13 protein-coding genes and 1 pseudogene are annotated in these 18,321 nt (G+C 29.7%); 10 read left to right on the top strand and 4 right to left on the bottom strand.

From position 1 onward, the window contains the following. Nucleotides 1-32: 32 nt before the first annotated feature. Entirely contained in the window at nt 33-1,526 is a 1,494-nt protein-coding gene (locus V3V28_RS01995; RefSeq protein WP_331363344.1) for an aminotransferase-like domain-containing protein, read from the bottom strand. Between the two features lie 67 nt (nt 1,527-1,593). Between V3V28_RS01995 and V3V28_RS01990 the strand changes: the two genes are divergently transcribed. The 3 genes from V3V28_RS01990 to V3V28_RS01980 all read left to right on the top strand — a co-directional run bounded on the left by V3V28_RS01990 (nt 1,594) and on the right by V3V28_RS01980 (nt 5,939). Further along, entirely contained in the window at nt 1,594-3,414 is a 1,821-nt protein-coding gene (locus V3V28_RS01990; RefSeq protein WP_331363343.1) for a TonB-dependent receptor plug domain-containing protein, read from the top strand. 285 nt (nt 3,415-3,699) lie between these two features. Then, entirely contained in the window at nt 3,700-4,269 is a 570-nt protein-coding gene (locus tag V3V28_RS01985) for a hypothetical protein (RefSeq protein WP_331363342.1), read from the top strand. A gap of 8 nt (nt 4,270-4,277) precedes the next feature. Then, on the top strand, nt 4,278-5,939 hold the full coding sequence (locus V3V28_RS01980) for a flotillin family protein (protein WP_331363341.1): 1,662 nt from the start codon (nt 4,278-4,280) through the stop codon (nt 5,937-5,939). Between the two features lie 411 nt (nt 5,940-6,350). On the opposite strand, the gene rseP is transcribed toward V3V28_RS01980, so the two are convergent. After that, nucleotides 6,351-7,697 (bottom strand): RIP metalloprotease RseP, encoded by a 1,347-nt coding sequence (gene rseP, locus V3V28_RS01975; RefSeq protein ID WP_331363340.1) that lies wholly within the window; start codon nt 7,695-7,697, stop codon nt 6,351-6,353. Nucleotides 7,698-7,869: 172 nt separating this feature from the next. On the opposite strand from rseP, the gene V3V28_RS01970 reads away from it, so the two are divergent. From V3V28_RS01970 to V3V28_RS01935, 7 genes are all read left to right on the top strand, one after another. After that, nucleotides 7,870-8,550: an SCO family protein gene (locus tag V3V28_RS01970; RefSeq protein WP_331363339.1), complete on the top strand. Its 681-nt coding sequence runs from the start codon at nt 7,870-7,872 to the stop codon at nt 8,548-8,550. A gap of 51 nt (nt 8,551-8,601) precedes the next feature. Further along, nucleotides 8,602-8,829: a FeoA family protein gene (locus tag V3V28_RS01965; protein ID WP_331363338.1), complete on the top strand. Its 228-nt coding sequence runs from the start codon at nt 8,602-8,604 to the stop codon at nt 8,827-8,829. 2 nt (nt 8,830-8,831) lie between these two features. Next, nucleotides 8,832-10,940: a ferrous iron transport protein B gene (gene feoB / locus V3V28_RS01960; RefSeq protein WP_331363337.1), complete on the top strand. Its 2,109-nt coding sequence runs from the start codon at nt 8,832-8,834 to the stop codon at nt 10,938-10,940. 207 nt (nt 10,941-11,147) lie between these two features. Beyond that, nucleotides 11,148-11,705: a DUF2911 domain-containing protein gene (locus tag V3V28_RS01950; protein ID WP_331363335.1), complete on the top strand. Its 558-nt coding sequence runs from the start codon at nt 11,148-11,150 to the stop codon at nt 11,703-11,705. A 138-nt stretch (nt 11,706-11,843) separates the two neighbouring features. Then, nucleotides 11,844-15,200, top strand: a complete 3,357-nt coding sequence (locus V3V28_RS01945) for a leucine--tRNA ligase (protein WP_331363334.1) — start codon at nt 11,844-11,846, stop codon at nt 15,198-15,200. Nucleotides 15,201-15,512: 312 nt separating this feature from the next. Next, nucleotides 15,513-16,922, top strand: a complete 1,410-nt coding sequence (locus V3V28_RS01940; protein ID WP_331363362.1) for a sensor histidine kinase — start codon at nt 15,513-15,515, stop codon at nt 16,920-16,922. Between the two features lie 46 nt (nt 16,923-16,968). Then, nucleotides 16,969-17,745, top strand: a complete 777-nt coding sequence (locus V3V28_RS01935) for an enoyl-CoA hydratase/isomerase family protein (RefSeq protein ID WP_331363333.1) — start codon at nt 16,969-16,971, stop codon at nt 17,743-17,745. Nucleotides 17,746-17,844: 99 nt separating this feature from the next. Here the strand turns inward: V3V28_RS01935 and V3V28_RS01930 are convergent, their stop codons facing one another. Both V3V28_RS01930 and V3V28_RS01925 read right to left on the bottom strand, forming a co-directional pair. Next, on the bottom strand, nt 17,845-18,048 hold the full coding sequence (locus V3V28_RS01930; RefSeq protein ID WP_331363332.1) for a hypothetical protein: 204 nt from the start codon (nt 18,046-18,048) through the stop codon (nt 17,845-17,847). A 162-nt stretch (nt 18,049-18,210) separates the two neighbouring features. Then, a pseudogene (locus V3V28_RS01925) lies at nt 18,211-18,321 on the bottom strand (IS982 family transposase); the annotation flags it as partial.

The following is an 18,321-nucleotide window of genomic DNA, read 5'->3' as shown; positions in this document are numbered from 1 at the left end:
TGCTTAAAAAAAACTAACCTTCAAAAAACTTTTCAAGAGACTTTATTATAAGCACTTCTTAATTTAATAATTACAATTTCCATTTCTTCAATATTTAAATGCCCAAAACCAAAACGAATAGCACACGTATTTTTATCTTGATACAAAACTGTTTTTGGTAGAAATAAATCATTTTTTTTGGCTGCTTCTGCAAGTTTTACTAATGATATATTCGATTTAAACTGCAACCAAATTGCCAATCCACCAGATGGTATTTCCCATGTTGAAATAGTAGAAAAATATTGTGTTAACAAACTAGATAAACAATCTCGTCTTTGTTTATATGTAACAATATTTTTTTTCATTAAACGATAAATTTCACCCTCATTAATTAATTCCGACAGCATTTGTTCTTGAATTAAATCTCCTTGTTCGTCTAACAAATACAAGTAGTTTTTGGCTTCAGCAATTAAATTTTCTGGTGCGATTACAAAACCTGTTTGAAAACTAGGAAATAAAGATTGCCCCAACTTCCCTAAATAAATAATCATTCCACTTGTATCTGCACTTGCCATTGGAAAACTTGCAGAACTATCAAACTGAAAATCGTAATCGTAATCATCTTCAATAATGGCAAATTCATATTCTTTTGCTAAGTGTACCAATTCTACTCTGCGTTTCGCACTTAAAGTTACCGTTGTTGGATAATCTCTATGAGCACAAACATAAACACATCTAATTTTACCTTTTACAAAGTGTTTTTCTATGTAATTTATATCTAAACCATTTTTATCTACAGGGATTGTTTTAATATTTGCACCAATTTGCTGAAAAATCATATTTGCTGCGTAATTACTCAAATTTCCTACTAAAACTATATCATCTTTTTGAAGTAATAATTGAGAAACAATGTATAAACTCATTTCTGTACTTCGTGTACTAATTAAGTTTTTTGGATTAATGTGAAAACTTCTTGTCGCGTTTAAATAATTGCACAATTGAGTCTGAAATAAAGAATGAGAAGTTTCATTGGGTCTGTTCCATTTTTTAATCAAAGTTTTTCGTTTCATGGCAGAACTATACCATTTTGTAAATTCATTTACAGGGTGTAAACGTAAATCTGGTTTTCCATCATTAATAGTATATTTTGCATTGGTTAATTGTACTGTAGATGCTAAATGAAATGAGTTTTGAAAAGGAAATCCTGTCTTTTTTGCATACGAATATGCTTCATTTTTTTCTTGTAAAACTGCTTTTATTTTTGATAATTTTTGTTTTGGGTCTAATACAAAAGTACCTTTGTTGGGTACTATTTCTACCCAACCTTGTGAAGCTAGTTCATTATAAATTGCAACTGCTGTATTTCTATGAACTTGCAATAACTTACTTAAAATACGTGTTCCTGGTAATTTTGTGCCTTCAGCAATATCTTTTCGCTGAATTGCATTTATAATTTGTTGCGAAACTTGTATATAAACAGGTTGTTCAATCGATTTATCGAAAGTAATCAATTGTTTAAAAAGTGTAAAAACCGGACGATCTATCATTTTAAAACTGGACGAGTTTAATCGTCCGGAAAGTTACGACTTTTGTAGGCTATATAAATAACGAATTATGAAATTAAAAATTACCTTACTAATTGCCGTATTATTTTACACTATACATGCAAAAGCACAAGTAGATACTGTAAAAAGAGATACTTTAAAAGAAGTAGTAATTACTTCTTCAAGAATCGATTTACCATTTAAGAAAAACTCAAGAACAATTAATGTTATTTCTGCTAAAGACATAAAAAATAGTGCAGCAACAAACGTCGCAGATTTATTACAACAAGTTGCAGGTGTAGATATTAGAAGAAGAGGAACTGCTGGTAGTCAAGCAGATTTATACATTAGAGGTGGTGGTTTCGATCAAACTTTATTGTTAATTGATGGTATTAAAATGGACGATGCGCAAACAGGTCATCATACATTAAATGCTGCTTTACCAATTGAAGTTATCGAGAGAATTGAAATTATTAAAGGTCCTGCTGCAAGAATTTTTGGGCAAAATGCATTTACAGGAGCAATTAATATTGTAACCAAAAAGAAATTGTCAAATACGGTTTCTGTAAATATTGAAGCAGGTTCTTTCGGACAAAAAAATGGTTCTATAACTGTTGGTAAAGAATTTGAAAATTCATCAATAATTGCACATGTTGGTACTTTAACTTCAGATGGTTATAGAGAAAATTCAGATTATAATAATTACAATTATTTCTTAAAGGGAGTTTTCAACAAGAAAAAACAGCCTATAGAAGTATTAGCTACTTTTTTCGATAAGAAATTTGGAGCACAAAATTTTTACACTCCAGCTTCTTGGGGTTTTAATGAATATGAGGAAACTCAAAATAGTTTATTAGGTGTACAAACGACTTTTAAATCAGAAAAATTTAAAATTACACCAAGAATTTATTGGAAAAGAGGGCAAGATATCTTTTTATTAAAAAGAGATGATCCTAGTTTTTATAGAAATTTACATATTACAAATAAAGTAGGTGTAGAGACAAATGCTTCTTATACTTCAGAATTAGGTATTACAGGTTTTGGTGTAGATGTTTCTAGAATTTTTATAAGTAGTAATAATTTAGGAAATAGAAACAGAACGATGGCAAACGTATTTTTAGAACACCGTTTTAAATTTGGTTCTGTTGATATTACTCCAGGTGTTGCAGCAACTTATTTTTCTGACTTTAAATTTCATGCATTTCCTGGTTTAGATATTGGTATGAAATTATCAGATAATTTAAAATATTATTGGAATATAGGTTATACCTATAGAATACCTACATATACAGATTTATTTTATAATGATTCTAGTACTTCTGGTAATTCTAACTTAAAACCAGAAGAGGCAATTGCACAAGAATTTGGATTAAAATATACAAATAACAACTTTTTTGCAACATTCGCTTTATTTACTAGAGCTTCAAATAATATTATAGATTTTATTAAACAAGATGCTTCACAGAACAAATTTACTGCAACAAATATTGCTAAAGTAAATACACAAGGTTTGGAGTTTAATGCAAATTATACTTTTAAAATTAAAGAATTTAATCAAACTTTAGTATTTGGATACACATTTATAGAAGATGATATAAATGATCAAAACAGAAGTCTATCTCGTTATAGATTAAATACATTAAAGCATCATTTTACTACACGTTTTTCTTCTCAATTATTTAAAAACGTAAGACAAAATATAATTTACAAACACGCAGACAGAACAGTAGGTACAAGTTACAATGTTTGGGATGCTTCTGTTATTGTAGACTTTAATAAATTTAATTTTACAGTTACTGCAAACAATATTTTTGATGCAGAATACGTAGAATCTGGTTTTTTACCAATGCCATCTAGCAATGTTTTATTTGGTTTACGTTATAACTTCTAGATAATAATTAAAATATTTTTAAAAAAGCCTTGATAAATTTTATCAAGGCTTTTTTTTGTTTTTTAATTTTTTTTGTAACAAAACACTGTTTTCTGCTACTAATAATTGAAACTCAACAATACTTTAATACTTCTGGCTTATTTTTAAGCAGTAAATCAACAAAAGAAAGCACTCTTATAATGTTGATTTAATAAAAAACGAGTTTCTCTTTATATTGATAGAATAACGTGTTCTATTCAGTCAAAAATCTTTATATTTAGTCACTTTAAAAAATCAATTGCTATGATGGAATGGTTTCAAGAATTAACTTCTTTTCAAAAAACATATTGGATAATTACGGGTATTTCTACACTGATGTTTTTGTTTGTGTTAATAACCACAATAATTGGTGTAGATTCAGATGATATTGGTGATGTAGATGCAGAAATAGATGTAGATACAGGCGCAGGGTTTCAATTTTTTACATTGAAAAATTTGGTAGCGTTTTTTGCTATTTTTGGTTGGAGCGGAATTGCAAGTATGGACGCTGGTAACTCAAAAATGGTTACCATATTTATCTCTATAGTTTGTGGTTTAGCAATGATGTTTGTAATGGCTGCATTATTTTATTACATCAGTAAATTAACTTCTAGTGGAACTTTAAAAATGAAAAACGCTTTAAATTCTATTGGAGAAGTGTATTTAACAGTGGGTGCAAATAGATCTAGCACAGGTAAAATTCAGATTAAAATACAAGGAGCTTTAAGAGAACTAGAAGCATTAACAGACCATAATGAAGATTTAAAGCAAGGAAAGATTATTAAAGTAGTGGAAGTAACAAACAACGGATTATTAATTATAGAACCTCAAAACTAAAAAAAAATATGCTAAATTTTATTGTATTACAAAGTAATCCTTTTGCAGGATTAATAGGATTAGGAATCGCAATTCTCTTTATTTTTATATTGATAATTGCCATGATAAAACGCTACAAAAGATGTCCTTCAGACAGAATTTTAGTGGTTTATGGTAAGGTTAGTGGTGGTGAATCTGCAAAATGTATTCATGGTGGAGCCGCATTTATTTTTCCGGTAATTCAAGATTATCAGTTTTTAGATTTAACACCAATTTCTATTGAGGTGAATCTGGTAAATGCCCTTTCTAAACAAAACATTCGTGTAAATGTACCTAGTAGATTTACAATTGGTGTTTCTACAGAACCAGGAATTATGCAAAATGCTGCCGAGCGTTTATTAGGTTTGGGGCAAAATGAAATTCAAGAATTAGCACAAGAAATCATTTTTGGACAACTTCGTTTGGTAGTTGCATCAATGGATATTGAAGAAATTAATAACGATAGAGATAAGTTTTTAACCAATATTTCTAAATCTGTAGAAACAGAATTAAAGAAAGTAGGTTTAAAACTAATTAATGTAAATATTACAGATATTGTTGATGAATCTGGTTATATAGAAGCTTTAGGGAAAGAAGCAGCAGCACATGCAATTAACGCAGCACGTAAATCAGTAGCAGAAAAAACTAGAGATGGTTCTATTGGTGTAGCAGACGCTGTACAAGATGAAAGAATTAAAGTTTCTCAATTACAAGCAATGGCAAAAATTGGAGAAGCAAAAGCTGCTCAAAACGAAAGAACGTTGGTTGCAGCTTCAATGGCAGAAGCAAAAATTGGAGAAGCGAATGCAAATCAAAATGAGAGAGTACAAACAGCAAATGCTATTGCATTAGCAAAAATTGGAGAAGCAGAAGCTTTAAAAGCAGAAAGAATTAAAACTTCTGAAGCAGATGCACTTGCAATAACAGGAGAAAATACAGCTAAAATTTCTATTGCAGAATCAGATGCTTTAAGAAGAGAAAGAGAAGCAGAAGCAGAAAAAAGAGCAATTGCAACAGAAAAAGTACAAGCAGCAAAAGCACTTGAAGAAGCTTATGCAGCAGAACAAGAAGCAGAAAATGCGCGTGCATCTAGAGATAAAGCTACAAAGTACGCAGATATAGTTATTCCTGCTGAAATTGCAAAAGCAAAAGTAGAAATTGATGCAGAAGCAGAAGCAGAAAATATTAGAAGAATTGCAAAAGGGGAAGCAGATGCTATTTTCTTAAAAGCAGAAGCAGAAGCAAAAGGTTTGTTTGAAGTTTTAACAAAACAAGCAGCTGGTTTCGATCAAATAGTAAAAGCAGCTGGAAACGATTCTCAAAACGCAGCATTATTATTAATTGCTGATAAATTGCCAGAATTAGTGAAAATTCAGGCAGAAGCTATTAAAAATATTAAAATTGATAAAGTTACTGTTTGGGAAAATGGTGGAGGAGCAGATGGCAAAACATCAACTTCTAACTTTATTTCTGGAATGTATAAAGCAGTACCACCATTGCAAGAAATGTTTAACATGGCTGGTATGGAATTGCCTAATTATTTAAAAGGAAAAGATCTTTCTGAAGAAAAAGTGATAGACATTGTAGAAGAAAAAACAGTAAAATCGGAAGAATCGGAAGAATCGAAAGAAGATTCATCTTCTAAAAAATAGATTTTAAAATTTTTAATTATAAACCATCAATTATTTATTGAGTGATGGTTTTTTTGTTCATAATTTATGTTGTAAATATTTTTTCAAAAATAATGTAAACTACGAGTTAGATAAATAGGTTTCATAAATGGGTAATTATACGTATCTCTATATGGTTCATTTTCATTATATTGCACCTGTTTAAACAAATATTAACTATAACTAACATGAAAGCTTGTCCGAGATGTAAATCTGTGTCTAAGCACAGAATGAGAAGAAAAGGTATTGCTCGATTAATACCAGGAACCAAAGGCTATGCTTGCGATAATTGCAACACAGAATATACTTGGTTTTCATTTATTAATCGATCCTTAAGAGTATAAAAAAAGCCTTATAATTTTAATTATGAGGCTTTTTTTTTTAGATTAAGTTTTACTTAAAGAGTCTAAATATATCATTTCCGTTTGCAAAAAGCAGTAAAGCTACTAATAGAATAAAACCTACAACTTGCGCATATTCCAAGAATTTATCTCCTGGTTTTTTACCTGTAATCATTTCCCAAAGCGTAAAAACTACATGTCCACCATCTAAAGCAGGTATTGGTAATAAGTTCATAAAACCTAACATAATAGATAAGAATGCTGTAATATTCCAAAAAGATTCTGCGCTAAATTCATCAGGAAAAATACTTCCAATAGAAATAAAACCACCTAAACCTTTATAAGCACCAGTACTTGGGTTAAATATTTTTTTTAATTGTTTAATATAATTGGTTAAAGTTTTCCAAGATTTGTTCCACCCTGCTGGAATAGCTTCTGCAAATGAATATTGAATATCTGCTAAATTATAATAACCTAATTTCTCTAAATCTTTAAAAGATAATTGCCCAATACCAACACCTAATTTACCTTTGTCAGTAACTTTTACAGCAACTTCTTTTATTTCAGTTCCTCTTTTTACGGTAATAGAAATATCTTGATTTTTGTATTTATCTAATTCAGCTTGCGCTTGATCAAAATATTTTATAGCGTTTCCATTAATAGAAACAACAATGTCTTTCGATTTTAAATCGGAGTTTAGATTAACTGAACCTTCAGAAATACCCGCAATTACAAACGGATATCTTGGTAATAAAATAGCGCCAGCATCTTTTCCTCTGTCTACTAAATCAGAAATAAAATCAATAGGAATTTCTTTATCAATAACTTCACCATTTCTTTCAATTTGATAATTATTTCCATTTATTAAACCTAAAGTGATATCATTAAATCTTCTAATTTTTTCACCATCAATAGTTAATATTTTATCGCCAGTTTCTAAACCTGCTTTTGTAGCTAAAGAATCTTGTACCCAAACACCATCAGTTAAATTATCATTCGGTAAAAATTTTTCTCCATAAGCATACATTAACATTATGTAGATAAAGATTCCTAAAACAAAGTTTACAAATACACCACCAAGCATAATAATAAGGCGTTGCCAAGCTGGTTTAGAGCGAAACTCCCAAGGTTGTGGAGGTAAAGCCATTTGCTCTGTATCCATACTTTCATCAATCATTCCAGAGATTTTTACATAACCTCCTAAAGGAATCCAACCAATACCGTAAACAGTATCACCTATTTTTTTCTTGAAAATTGAAAATTTATAATCGAAGAATAAGTAGAACTTTTCTACTCTAGTTTTAAATAATTTTGCAGGGATAAAGTGCCCTAATTCGTGCAAAACAATTAGTAAAGATAAACTTAAAATAAATTGAGATGCTTTTATTAATATTTCCATTCAGTGTTAAATCATAATTAAAATAGTCGCAAATGTACGTTTTTAAAGAGATTATAAAAAGCGCAAATAAAGGTTCATTTTTATTTTAACAAAGATTTTAGATTACTATTGTTTTTGATTCTTTTTTTTATGGGATTTTTAAGTCGTAAATTAGCAGAATTAAACATGTTTTATGGATTTTAAGTTTTTTAAAAAATCGCTTCCTACACTTATTTTTTTAGTTGTTTTTTCAGCTGTGGTCATTCCTGTTTTTTATCACTTATTAAAGGTTGATAAAAAACTAAAAATTTATAGTCCATCTGATGTAAATCCACGTTTAGTAGATGCTTCTTTAAAGCATATTACAAAAGACCATACCATTGCAGATTTTAAATTGACGAATCAGAATGGAGAAATCATCACTAATAACAATTACAAAAACAAAATTTATGTTGCCGATTTCTTTTTTACTCGTTGCCAAACTATTTGTATAGCAATGGCATATAATATGAGTGAATTACAAGCGTATTATAAAGATGATAAAAATTTAATGTTTTTATCTCATTCTGTAACTCCGGTAATAGATAGTGTTTCTGTTTTAAGAGAATATGCAAATAGAAAAGGTGTTATTGATGGTAAATGGAATGTAACTACTGGTGCTAAAAAACATATTTACGAACTTGCAAGAAAAAGTTATTTTGCTGTTGTTGATGAAGGAACTGGTGATGAAAATGATTTTATACATACAGAACAATTTGTATTGGTAGACAAAGAAAGACGCATTAGAGGTTATTATGATGGAACTGAAAAAGAAGACATGATAAAGTTAAAAGAAGATGTTGCTCTTTTAAAAGAGGAATATGCTAGAGAATAACTTGTTTAGAATCATTCTAAATCCCTATCTTTGCTTTCCAAATAAAAAACGTTGAGCACAATTGCATCTTTACATATCGGAGAAATAGGTTATATTTCTGAAGAATCTTTAGATTTTATTCCGTTAAAGTTATTAGAAATGGGTTGTTTGCCAGGTGCAGAAGTACAATTAGTGCAAATTGCACCACTAAAAGACCCATTATATATTTGTGTAAACGGAAGTCATTTGGCAATTAGAAAAGAAACTGCAGCACAAATTATTATCCTTAAAGCAAATTAATAATGCCTAAAAACAACATAAAAGTTGCTTTAATAGGAAACCCTAATACAGGTAAAACTTCACTTTTTAATCAACTTACAGGTTTAAATCAAAAAGTTGGTAATTACCCAGGAGTTACGGTAGATAAAAAACAAGGAATTAGTAAACTGTCTGCAACGCAGAATGCAACAATTACAGATTTACCTGGAACTTATAGTATAAATCCAACTTCTATAGACGAGAGTATTGTTTTAAAAACATTGCTTAAAAAAGATATTAAAGAATCGCCAGATGTAATTTTGGTAGTTGCTGATATCGAAAATTTAAAAAGAAACTTATTACTTTTTTCACAAATTAAAGATTTAGAAGTCCCTACAGTTTTGGCTATCAATATGGTAGATCAAATGGATAGAAAAGGAATTAGTATTGATTTGTCTTTGCTTAAAAAAGAACTAAATACAGAAGTTGTTTTAATAAGCGCACGTAAAAATCTAGGAATAGATGACGTAAAAGCTGCAATTATTCGTTGTCATGTTGCTGCAAAAGCTTCACCTTTATGCGGGATAAATTCTAAAATAGATCCAGATTATTTTCATAAATTAAAAGAAATAAGTCCTAATTATTCTTTGTATGAATTATGGTTAATGGTTACTCAAAATAATTATCCAACTACAATTACCAAAGAAGAAAAAGACAAGCTTGTAGCTTTTAAAAAAGATGCTTCTAAACTGAAGAAGTATCAACATAAAGAAACTATTTATAGGTATCAAGAAATTAATAAAATTTTAAAAAAAACATATATAGTTGATAAAAGCAAAGCAACAGATTTACGCGCCAAATTAGATAAGGTATTTACCCATAGAATTTTCGGATATGTATTTTTCACTTTAATTCTATTAGTTGTTTTTCAATCCATTTTTGATTGGGCTACATTACCAATGGATTTAATTGACGGTACTTTTGCGCAATTATCAGATTTTGCAAAAAACAATTTACAACCCGGAATTCTAACAGATTTATTAACAGAAGGAATTATTCCTGGAATTGGCGGAGTAATTATTTTTATTCCACAGATTGCTATTTTATTCTTATTTATTGCTGTATTAGAAGAAACAGGTTATATGAGTAGAGTGGTGTTTCTAATGGATAAAATTATGCGTCGTTTTGGTATGAACGGTAAAAGTGTAATTCCATTAATTTCTGGAACAGCATGTGCAATACCAGCAATTATGGCAACCAGAACAATTTCAAGTTGGAAAGAAAGATTAATTACCATTTTAGTAGTTCCGTTTACAACTTGTTCTGCACGGTTACCAGTATATGCAATTTTAATTTCTTTAATTATTCCTAAAACGAAAGTGTTCGGTTTTTTAAATCTGCAAGGTTTGGTTTTATTATCATTATATGCATTAGGTTTTTCAACCGCAATTTTAGCTGCCTATATTCTTCATAAAACTCTAAAAATAGAAACGAAATCATTTTTTGTAATAGAAATGCCAAATTATAAGCTACCATCTATAAAAAATGTTGGTTTCGATGTTTTAGAAAAAACAAAAGCATTTGTATTGGGTGCAGGAAAAATAATTTTAGCATTGTCAATTGTTTTATGGTTTTTGGCTTCAAATGGACCAGAATCTTATAAGAATGCTGAAAAAAACGTCATAGAAAATGTAGACAATCAGAATTTATTGGATGACGAGTTACATCAAAAAATAGCATCAGCAAAATTAGAAAACTCTTATATAGGAATTATGGGTAAATCTATTGAACCAGCAATAAAACCTTTGGGTTATGATTGGAAAATAGGAATTGCTTTAATAACTTCTTTTGCAGCTCGTGAAGTTTTTGTAGGAACATTGGCAACTATTTACAGTGTAGAAGCAGATGATGAAAACACAACAACCATAAAACAAAAAATGGCTTCTGAAGTAAATGCAACTGGCGGCAAACTATTTAATTTCCCTGTAGGAATGTCTTTATTAGTTTTCTACGCGTTTGCGATGCAATGTATGGCAACATTAGCCATTGTAAAACGTGAAACTAAAACATGGAAATGGCCATTAATTCAACTTTTTGGAATGACTGGTTTGGCGTATATATCTTCATTTATCATTTATCAAATTTTAAGTTAATGCAAGAAATAATAGCCTATAGTTTAGTCGTTTTAGCCGTTGCTTTTTTAATAAAGAAATATTTTTTTCCTTCAAAAAAAGACAAAAATTGCAGTTCAGATTGCAGTTGTCATTAAACCTTAACAAAAAATTAGTAGCTTTTTATTATAATGATTTCTATTTTTGAAAGACTTGACAATTATAACTCAATAAAAAATAAAACAATAAATGAAAAAATCTATCCTATCTATTGCAGTTTTTACAATTACATTAATTTGTTCAACAGGAATTTCTGCTCAAGAATTTGATCCATTAGATAAAAGTCCAATGGACGTAGCAAGATTTCCATATCACTGGAAAAAAGCAGATAAAGTAGTTAAAGTTACTTATAGTAGACCGCAATTAAAAGGAAGAACTGTAGAGAGACTTGCGCCTCAAGGAAAAAAATGGAGAATCGGTGCGAATGAAGCAACTGAAGTTACTTTTTATTCAGATGTAATTTTTGGAGGTAAAAAAATTAAATCTGGTACTTATACTATGTACGCTATTCCTGGGGAAAAAGAATGGACTATTGCAATAAGCAGTCAATTAAATGTTTGGGGAGCTTACTTTCATAAAGATGAGAATGATGTAGCAAGAGTTAAGGGTACTGTAACAGAATCTGATAAAGAGCACGAAGCATTTACAATTGCTTTTGGTGATGATATGACGATGTATTTTGCATTTGGTAAAACAATGGTTTCTGTATCAATATCAAAGGAAGTAGTAGAAGAAATAAAAAATTAATTCTATTTATAAATAGAATCTATTTATAAAACCACAAACCTTGTTTGTGGTTTTTTAATGATTAAAATTTAGCGGATTACAAATGATTTTATTTTATAGAATAAATGTAAATTTGCACCTTTAAATACAAGAATAGAAATGCAATACAATCATCAAGAAATAGAAGAAAATTGGCAAAAATTTTGGGCAAAAAACGAAACTTTTAAAGCCAAAAAAAATTCAGAAAAGCCAAAGTATTATGTGTTAGACATGTTTCCTTACCCAAGTGGCGCGGGTTTACATGTTGGGCATCCTTTAGGTTATATTGCATCTGATATTTATGCACGTTACAAACGTCATAAAGGTTTTAATGTTTTGCATCCTCAAGGATATGATTCTTTTGGTTTGCCAGCAGAACAATATGCTATTCAAACGGGTCAACATCCAGCAAAAACTACAGAAGAAAACATAAAAACATACAGAAGACAATTAGATCAAATAGGTTTTTCTTTCGATTGGAGCAGAGAAGTAAGAACTTCAAATCCAGAATATTATAAATGGACACAGTGGATTTTTATTCAACTGTTCAATTCTTGGTATAATAAAGATACTGATAAAGCAGAAGATGTTTCTACTTTGATTAAGATCTTTAAAAAAGAAGGTAATGCAAAAGTAAATGCAGTTTCAGATGAAGAAATTGTTTCTTTTTCTGCGGATGAATGGAAAGCGTTTTCAAAAGTTGAACAAGAAGAAATTTTATTACAATACCGTTTAACATTTTTGTCTGATACAGAAGTAAATTGGTGCCCTGCTTTAGGAACCGTTTTGGCAAATGACGAAATTGTAAACGGAGTTTCAGAACGTGGAGGTCACCCTGTTGTTCGTAAAAAAATGACACAATGGTCTATGCGAATTTCTGCATATGCACAACGTTTGTTAGATGGTTTAGAAACTATCGATTGGCCACAGCCATTAAAAGATTCTCAAACCAATTGGATTGGTCGTTCACAAGGAGCAATGGTTTCTTTTGAAGTCGAAGGAACTTCTACAAAAACGAATTCTGAAGTAAAATTATCTTACAAAGAATTAGAAATATTAAAAGAATTACGTCAAAATCTATCGAAAGCAGAAACTACGCTTTGGAATGAAATAAAGAGTAAAAAAGGAGCATCAAAATTTAGAAAAAAATATACTATTGGTACCTTTTTGGTAGATTATGTTTGTATTGCAAAAAATTTAATTGTTGAATTTTCTGGCAAAGAAGATGAAGAAGCTAGAACAAATTATTTTCAAAAAGAAGGTTTTAATGTTATTCGTTTTACAAACGAAGAGGTTTTACAAAATGTTGTAAAAGTTGTTTCTGAAATTAATTTTGCAATTCAATTTCCTAAAGTTCAAAAAACAGAAAGTAAAAAGATTCTTACTACAAATGAAGCTGAACAGTCCTATAAAATTGATGTTTTTACAACAAGACCAGACACAATTTACGGAGTAAGTTTTATGACATTAGCTCCAGAACACGAGTTGGTTTCTAAAATAACAACAGACGCTCAAAAAGCAGACGTTGAAAGGTATATTACAGCAACAGCAAAACGTTCTGAACGTGATAGAATGGCAGATGTAAAAACCATTTCTGGTGCATTTACTGGAGCGTATGCAATTCATCCTTTTTCTGGTGAAAAGGTTCAAATTTGGATTGGAGACTACGTGTTAGCAAACTACGGAACAGGAGCTGTTATGGCAGTTCCATGTGGAGATCAACGTGATTATGATTTTGCAACACATTTTGGAATTCCGATTCCTAATATTTTTGAAGGCGTAGATATTTCTGAAGAAGCTCATACAGGAAAAGAGGGGACAAAAATTGCAAATTCAGACTTTTTATCAGGATTAAAATATAAGAAAGCACTAAAACTTGCCATTTTTGAAATGGAGAAACGTGGCTTTGGTTACGGGAAAATAAATTACAGATTAAGAGACGCAGTTTTTAGCAGACAACGTTATTGGGGAGAACCATTTCCTGTCTATTATAAAGATGGAATGCCACAAATGATTGATGCAGAACACTTGCCAATTGTATTGCCAGAAGTAGAAAAATACTTGCCGACAGAAGATGGAAAACCACCTTTAGGAAATGCAACAGAATGGGCTTGGGATTCTCGTGGAAAAAAAGTAGTTTCTAACGATAAGTTAAAAAACAAGACTGTTTATCCTTTAGAATTAAACACAATGCCAGGTTGGGCAGGAAGTTCATATTACTTTAATCGTTATATGGATCCAACCAACGAAAATGAAATTGCTTCGAAAGAAAATTTAGATTATTGGAAAGAAATTGACTTATATATTGGTGGATCTGAACACGCAACCGGACATTTATTATACGCACGTTTTTGGCAAAAGTTCTTGTTCGATAAAGGAATTGTACCTGTAGATGAGTTTGCGAAAAAACTGATTAACCAAGGAATGATTTTAGGAACTTCTGCATTTGTTTATAAAGCAACTGCTTTTGTTAAAAATGGTTGTAATATAGATAAATCTAATGACGATGTTATTGAGCAAATTCCAGATATATTTGTGTCTAAAAACGCATTTAATTCTGATGATGAATTTGAAACAGTTGTTAAAAATTATTTATTAGATAAAAAATTATTGAATCCTAATTTTGCAGATTTAGTAATGATTACAAAAACAGCAATACATTCTGATGTTTCATTAGTGAATGCTTCAGATGATTTAGATGTTGATGGTTTTAAAAACCATCCTTTAAATGCTGATTATAAAAATGCTGAATTCATTTTAGAAGACGGAGTTTATAAAGTAGGGCGAGAAGTAGAAAAAATGTCTAAATCGAAATACAATGTTGTAAATCCTGATGATATTGTGGAGCAATATGGTGCAGATTCATTACGTTTATTTGAAATGTTTTTAGGACCTTTAGAACAAGCTAAACCTTGGAAAACTTCTGGTATTTCTGGTGTTTCATCATTCTTAAAGAAATTATGGAAACTGTATTTTAACGAAGAAAAATTTGAGGTTTCTAAAGAAAAAGCAACAAAAGACGAGCTAAAGGTTTTACATAAAACCATTAAAAAAGTAGAAGAAGATATCGAGAATTTCTCTTTTAATACTTCGGTTTCTACTTTTATGATTGCTGTAAATGAGCTAACTGCTTTACAATGTAACAAACGAGAAATTTTAGAACCTTTATTGGTTTTATTATCGCCTTATGCACCACATATTACAGAAGAATTATATAGTAAATTAGGTCATAAGAAATCTATTTCTACTGCTGAATTCCCAGTTTTTGATGCAAAATATTTAGTAGAAAGCACAAAGAATTATCCTATTTCTTTCAATGGAAAAATGCGTTTTACATTAGAACTTTCTCTTGATTTATCAAAAGAAGAAATAGAAAAAGCAGTTTTAGAAAACGAAAAAACAATTTCGCAATTAGAAGGGAGAACACCTAAAAAAGTAATTATTGTTCCTGGAAAAATTGTAAATATCGTAGGTTAAAGGCGCAGCCTTTTTTTAAGTTTATTTAGCTTGTTTGTGGTGAATGATTGAATAAGAGTGTCATTTCGACTTTATGCAGAAATCTCACATTAGAGTTTTTAAAAAATAGATTTTTCGATACCATTTCATTTCACTTAAAATGACAAAAAAGAAAAAGTCATTACAGTAATTTGTAATGACTTTTTTATTTGATTATCTTTAGCTAAATTTAAAAAACTTTGTTTTAGGAACAATTTTTGAAGATGATTATAAAAACAAAAAGAATTGATTAACATAAAAAACATATCTTTAAGAATACGTATTTTTTTATCGATGATTCTATTGGTATTATTGGCATCCGTTTTAATTTTGGGTGTAACTATTATTCAATATGATGAACAAACAAAAGACTATAATATTCAACGTTTTGAGCGTAAAGAAGCAATTACAAAAGAAACCATTGAGTTAGAACTTAAAAACAAAACAACATATCCTGTAAATACAGGAAATTTACCTAAAATTTTTAAAGAACGTATTTACGAAATATCATCTATTAATAAACTAAATATTTCTATTTACGATTTAAATGGAGTGCTCTTGAAATCTTCTATTGCAAGTGCTTTCGAAAAAATTGATGTAGAAGCAATTCCAGAAAAAATATTAATAGAATTAGCACAAAATTCCAATCACAAAATATTAAAAGACAGACAAGAAGATGGTATTGGTTATCAATCTTCATTTTCTTATATAAATGACCCAAAATTTAAACGAATTGGAATTTTAGAATTGCAGTTTACACAAGATAATTCAGAAATTAAACACGAGTTAAGAGAGTTTATTTCGAGATTAAGTTTTGTATATGTATTTATGTTTTTAATAGCTATAGCTCTCGCATATTTTTTATCAAGTTATATTACACGTTCTATAAAAACGATTTCAGATAAAATGCAGCAAACGCGTTTAAATGAAAGAAATGAAAAAATTATATTAGATAAAGCGAGTTCAGAAATAGGGGGTTTAGTTGAAGCTTATAATAGTATGATCGATCAACTAGAAGAAAGCGCAGCAAAACTAGCGAGAAGTGAGCGTGAACAGGCTTGGCGAGAAATGGCGAAACAAGTTGCTCATGAAATTAAAAATCCGCTAACTCCAATGCGATTAACGGTACAAAGTTTTGAGCGAAAATTTAATCCGAAGGATGAAGATGTAAAAGAAAAATTAGCAGAATATAGTGAGACTTTAATACAGCAAATAGACGTTATGAGTTCTATTGCGTCTGCTTTTTCTGATTTTGCAAAAATGCCAACCCAAAAAAGGGAAAGAATAGAAGTAATTGGTGTTGTTAAATTAGCATTAGATATTTTTAATGAAGACTCTATAAAATACTTTCCAAAAGAAAAAGAATTGTTTGCCAATTTAGATAAAACACAATTGATAAGAATTGTAACTAATTTGGTTAAAAATGCAAGTCAGGCATTAGAAAAACAAGAAAATCCTTTAATAGAAGTGAAAGTTTTTTCTGATGGAAATGCAGTAAAAATAACAGTTTCAGATAATGGAAAAGGAATTTCTGATGATGTAAAAGAATTGGTTTTTGAACCTAAATTCACTACAAAAACAAGTGGAATGGGACTAGGTTTAGGGATTATAAAAAATATTATTGAAGCTTATGATGGCTCAATCTCATTTACATCTAAAGAAGGAATAGGTACTGTTTTTACAGTAATCTTACCAAAAACTTAAAAATTTGTCACTTCCTGTGATGACAGGAATTTAAAAATCATAAAAAATGAATTTCGAAAATATTATAGTTGAGAAAAATAATAGTTTAGCAAAAGTTACTATTAATCGTCCTAAAAAATTAAACGCTTTAAATAAAGCTACAATAGAAGAGTTACACAATGCTTTTAAGTCTTTAGAAGAAGATGCAGCAGTAAGAGTAATTCTTTTAACAGGAAGCGGAGATAAAGCATTTGTTGCTGGCGCAGATATTTCTGAATTTGCTCACTTTTCTGTAGATGAAGGAGCTACTTTGGCTAGAGCAGGACAAGAAATGTTGTTTGATTTTGTCGAAAACTTATCTACTCCGGTAATTGCAGTAGTAAACGGATTTGCGCTAGGTGGCGGTTTAGAATTGGCAATGGCTTGTCATTTTAGAATTGCTTCAGACAATGCGAAAATGGGTTTACCAGAAGTCTCTTTAGGAGTAATTCCTGGTTATGGTGGTACACAACGTTTGCCACAATTAGTTGGTAAAGGTAAAGCCATGGAAATGATTATGACTGCAGGAATGATTGCAGCAGAAGAAGCTAAAAATTGTGGTTTGGTTAATTATGTAACTACTCAAGAAGAATTGTTGCCTTTAGCAGAGAAAATTGCAAGTAAAATTATGAGAAATTCTTCTACCGCAATTAGTGAAGCAATTAGAGCTATAAATGCAAATTTTGAAGATGGTGTTAATGGTTTTGAGGCTGAAATTGAGGCATTTGGAGAATGTTTTGGTACGGATGATTTTAAAGAAGGAACAACTGCTTTTTTAGAGAAAAGAAAACCTAATTTTTCTTAATGTTTAGAAATAAATAGTAAAACAAAAAAAGTGAGTCTTTTAAGACTCACTTTCAGTATCTAATGTACCAATAACTTGATAAAATCAATTAACTAAATTTTAAATTGCAAATTCTTTAACATACGTTCTATTATCTGTATTTATAACAATTCTGTAATTACTTTTCTCTTTTTCAGATAATTTGTAAACTTTGTTAAATACACCCTTTCCCTTTGTTGTTTCAGAAAAAATAACTTCGTTTTTATAATAGATAACAATTTTTGTTGATTTATTACCAAAGTTAATTTTAGAAATTAAAACCATATCATTTTCATTTCTAATAACAGGTTTGAATAATTTTTTATTTTCTTCACCTAAAAAGTTACTAATTATCCTTCGACCTTAAAAGTTCTAACTAAAATTTCGTAGTCCTTACTTAATTCTATTACCCGTTGTGCATTTAAATAATACTAACCCGTTGTGCATTTAAATAATACTAATTTTTAAGTTGTTAATATTTCTATCAAAAGTAAACTTATTAATGAATTGAATAATTGTTAATGAGGTTAATTTTGAGAGTATTCTAGTCTTAAAACC

Source organism: Polaribacter sp. (assembly GCF_036480315.1).
GTDB lineage: Bacteria > Bacteroidota > Bacteroidia > Flavobacteriales > Flavobacteriaceae > Polaribacter.
Note: the sequence above shows the minus strand (reverse complement) of the source record. Positions and strands in the feature narration are given on the sequence as shown.

What these genes read in the sequence shown, in the direction of transcription:
- V3V28_RS01980 (WP_331363341.1), top strand. Translation starts at nt 4,278, where the DNA reads ATGCTAAATTTTATTGTATTACAAAGTAATCCTTTTGCAGGATTAATA.
- feoB (WP_331363337.1), top strand. Translation starts at nt 8,832, where the DNA reads ATGCCTAAAAACAACATAAAAGTTGCTTTAATAGGAAACCCTAATACA.
- V3V28_RS01985 (WP_331363342.1), top strand. Translation starts at nt 3,700, where the DNA reads ATGGAATGGTTTCAAGAATTAACTTCTTTTCAAAAAACATATTGGATA.
- V3V28_RS01950 (WP_331363335.1), top strand. Translation starts at nt 11,148, where the DNA reads ATGAAAAAATCTATCCTATCTATTGCAGTTTTTACAATTACATTAATT.
- rseP (WP_331363340.1), bottom strand. Translation starts at nt 7,697, where the DNA reads ATGGAAATATTAATAAAAGCATCTCAATTTATTTTAAGTTTATCTTTA.
- V3V28_RS01995 (WP_331363344.1), bottom strand. Translation starts at nt 1,526, where the DNA reads ATGATAGATCGTCCGGTTTTTACACTTTTTAAACAATTGATTACTTTC.
- V3V28_RS01940 (WP_331363362.1), top strand. Translation starts at nt 15,513, where the DNA reads ATGATTCTATTGGTATTATTGGCATCCGTTTTAATTTTGGGTGTAACT.
- V3V28_RS01945 (WP_331363334.1), top strand. Translation starts at nt 11,844, where the DNA reads ATGCAATACAATCATCAAGAAATAGAAGAAAATTGGCAAAAATTTTGG.
- V3V28_RS01970 (WP_331363339.1), top strand. Translation starts at nt 7,870, where the DNA reads ATGGATTTTAAGTTTTTTAAAAAATCGCTTCCTACACTTATTTTTTTA.
- V3V28_RS01930 (WP_331363332.1), bottom strand. Translation starts at nt 18,048, where the DNA reads ATGGTTTTAATTTCTAAAATTAACTTTGGTAATAAATCAACAAAAATT.
- V3V28_RS01935 (WP_331363333.1), top strand. Translation starts at nt 16,969, where the DNA reads ATGAATTTCGAAAATATTATAGTTGAGAAAAATAATAGTTTAGCAAAA.
- V3V28_RS01990 (WP_331363343.1), top strand. Translation starts at nt 1,594, where the DNA reads ATGAAATTAAAAATTACCTTACTAATTGCCGTATTATTTTACACTATA.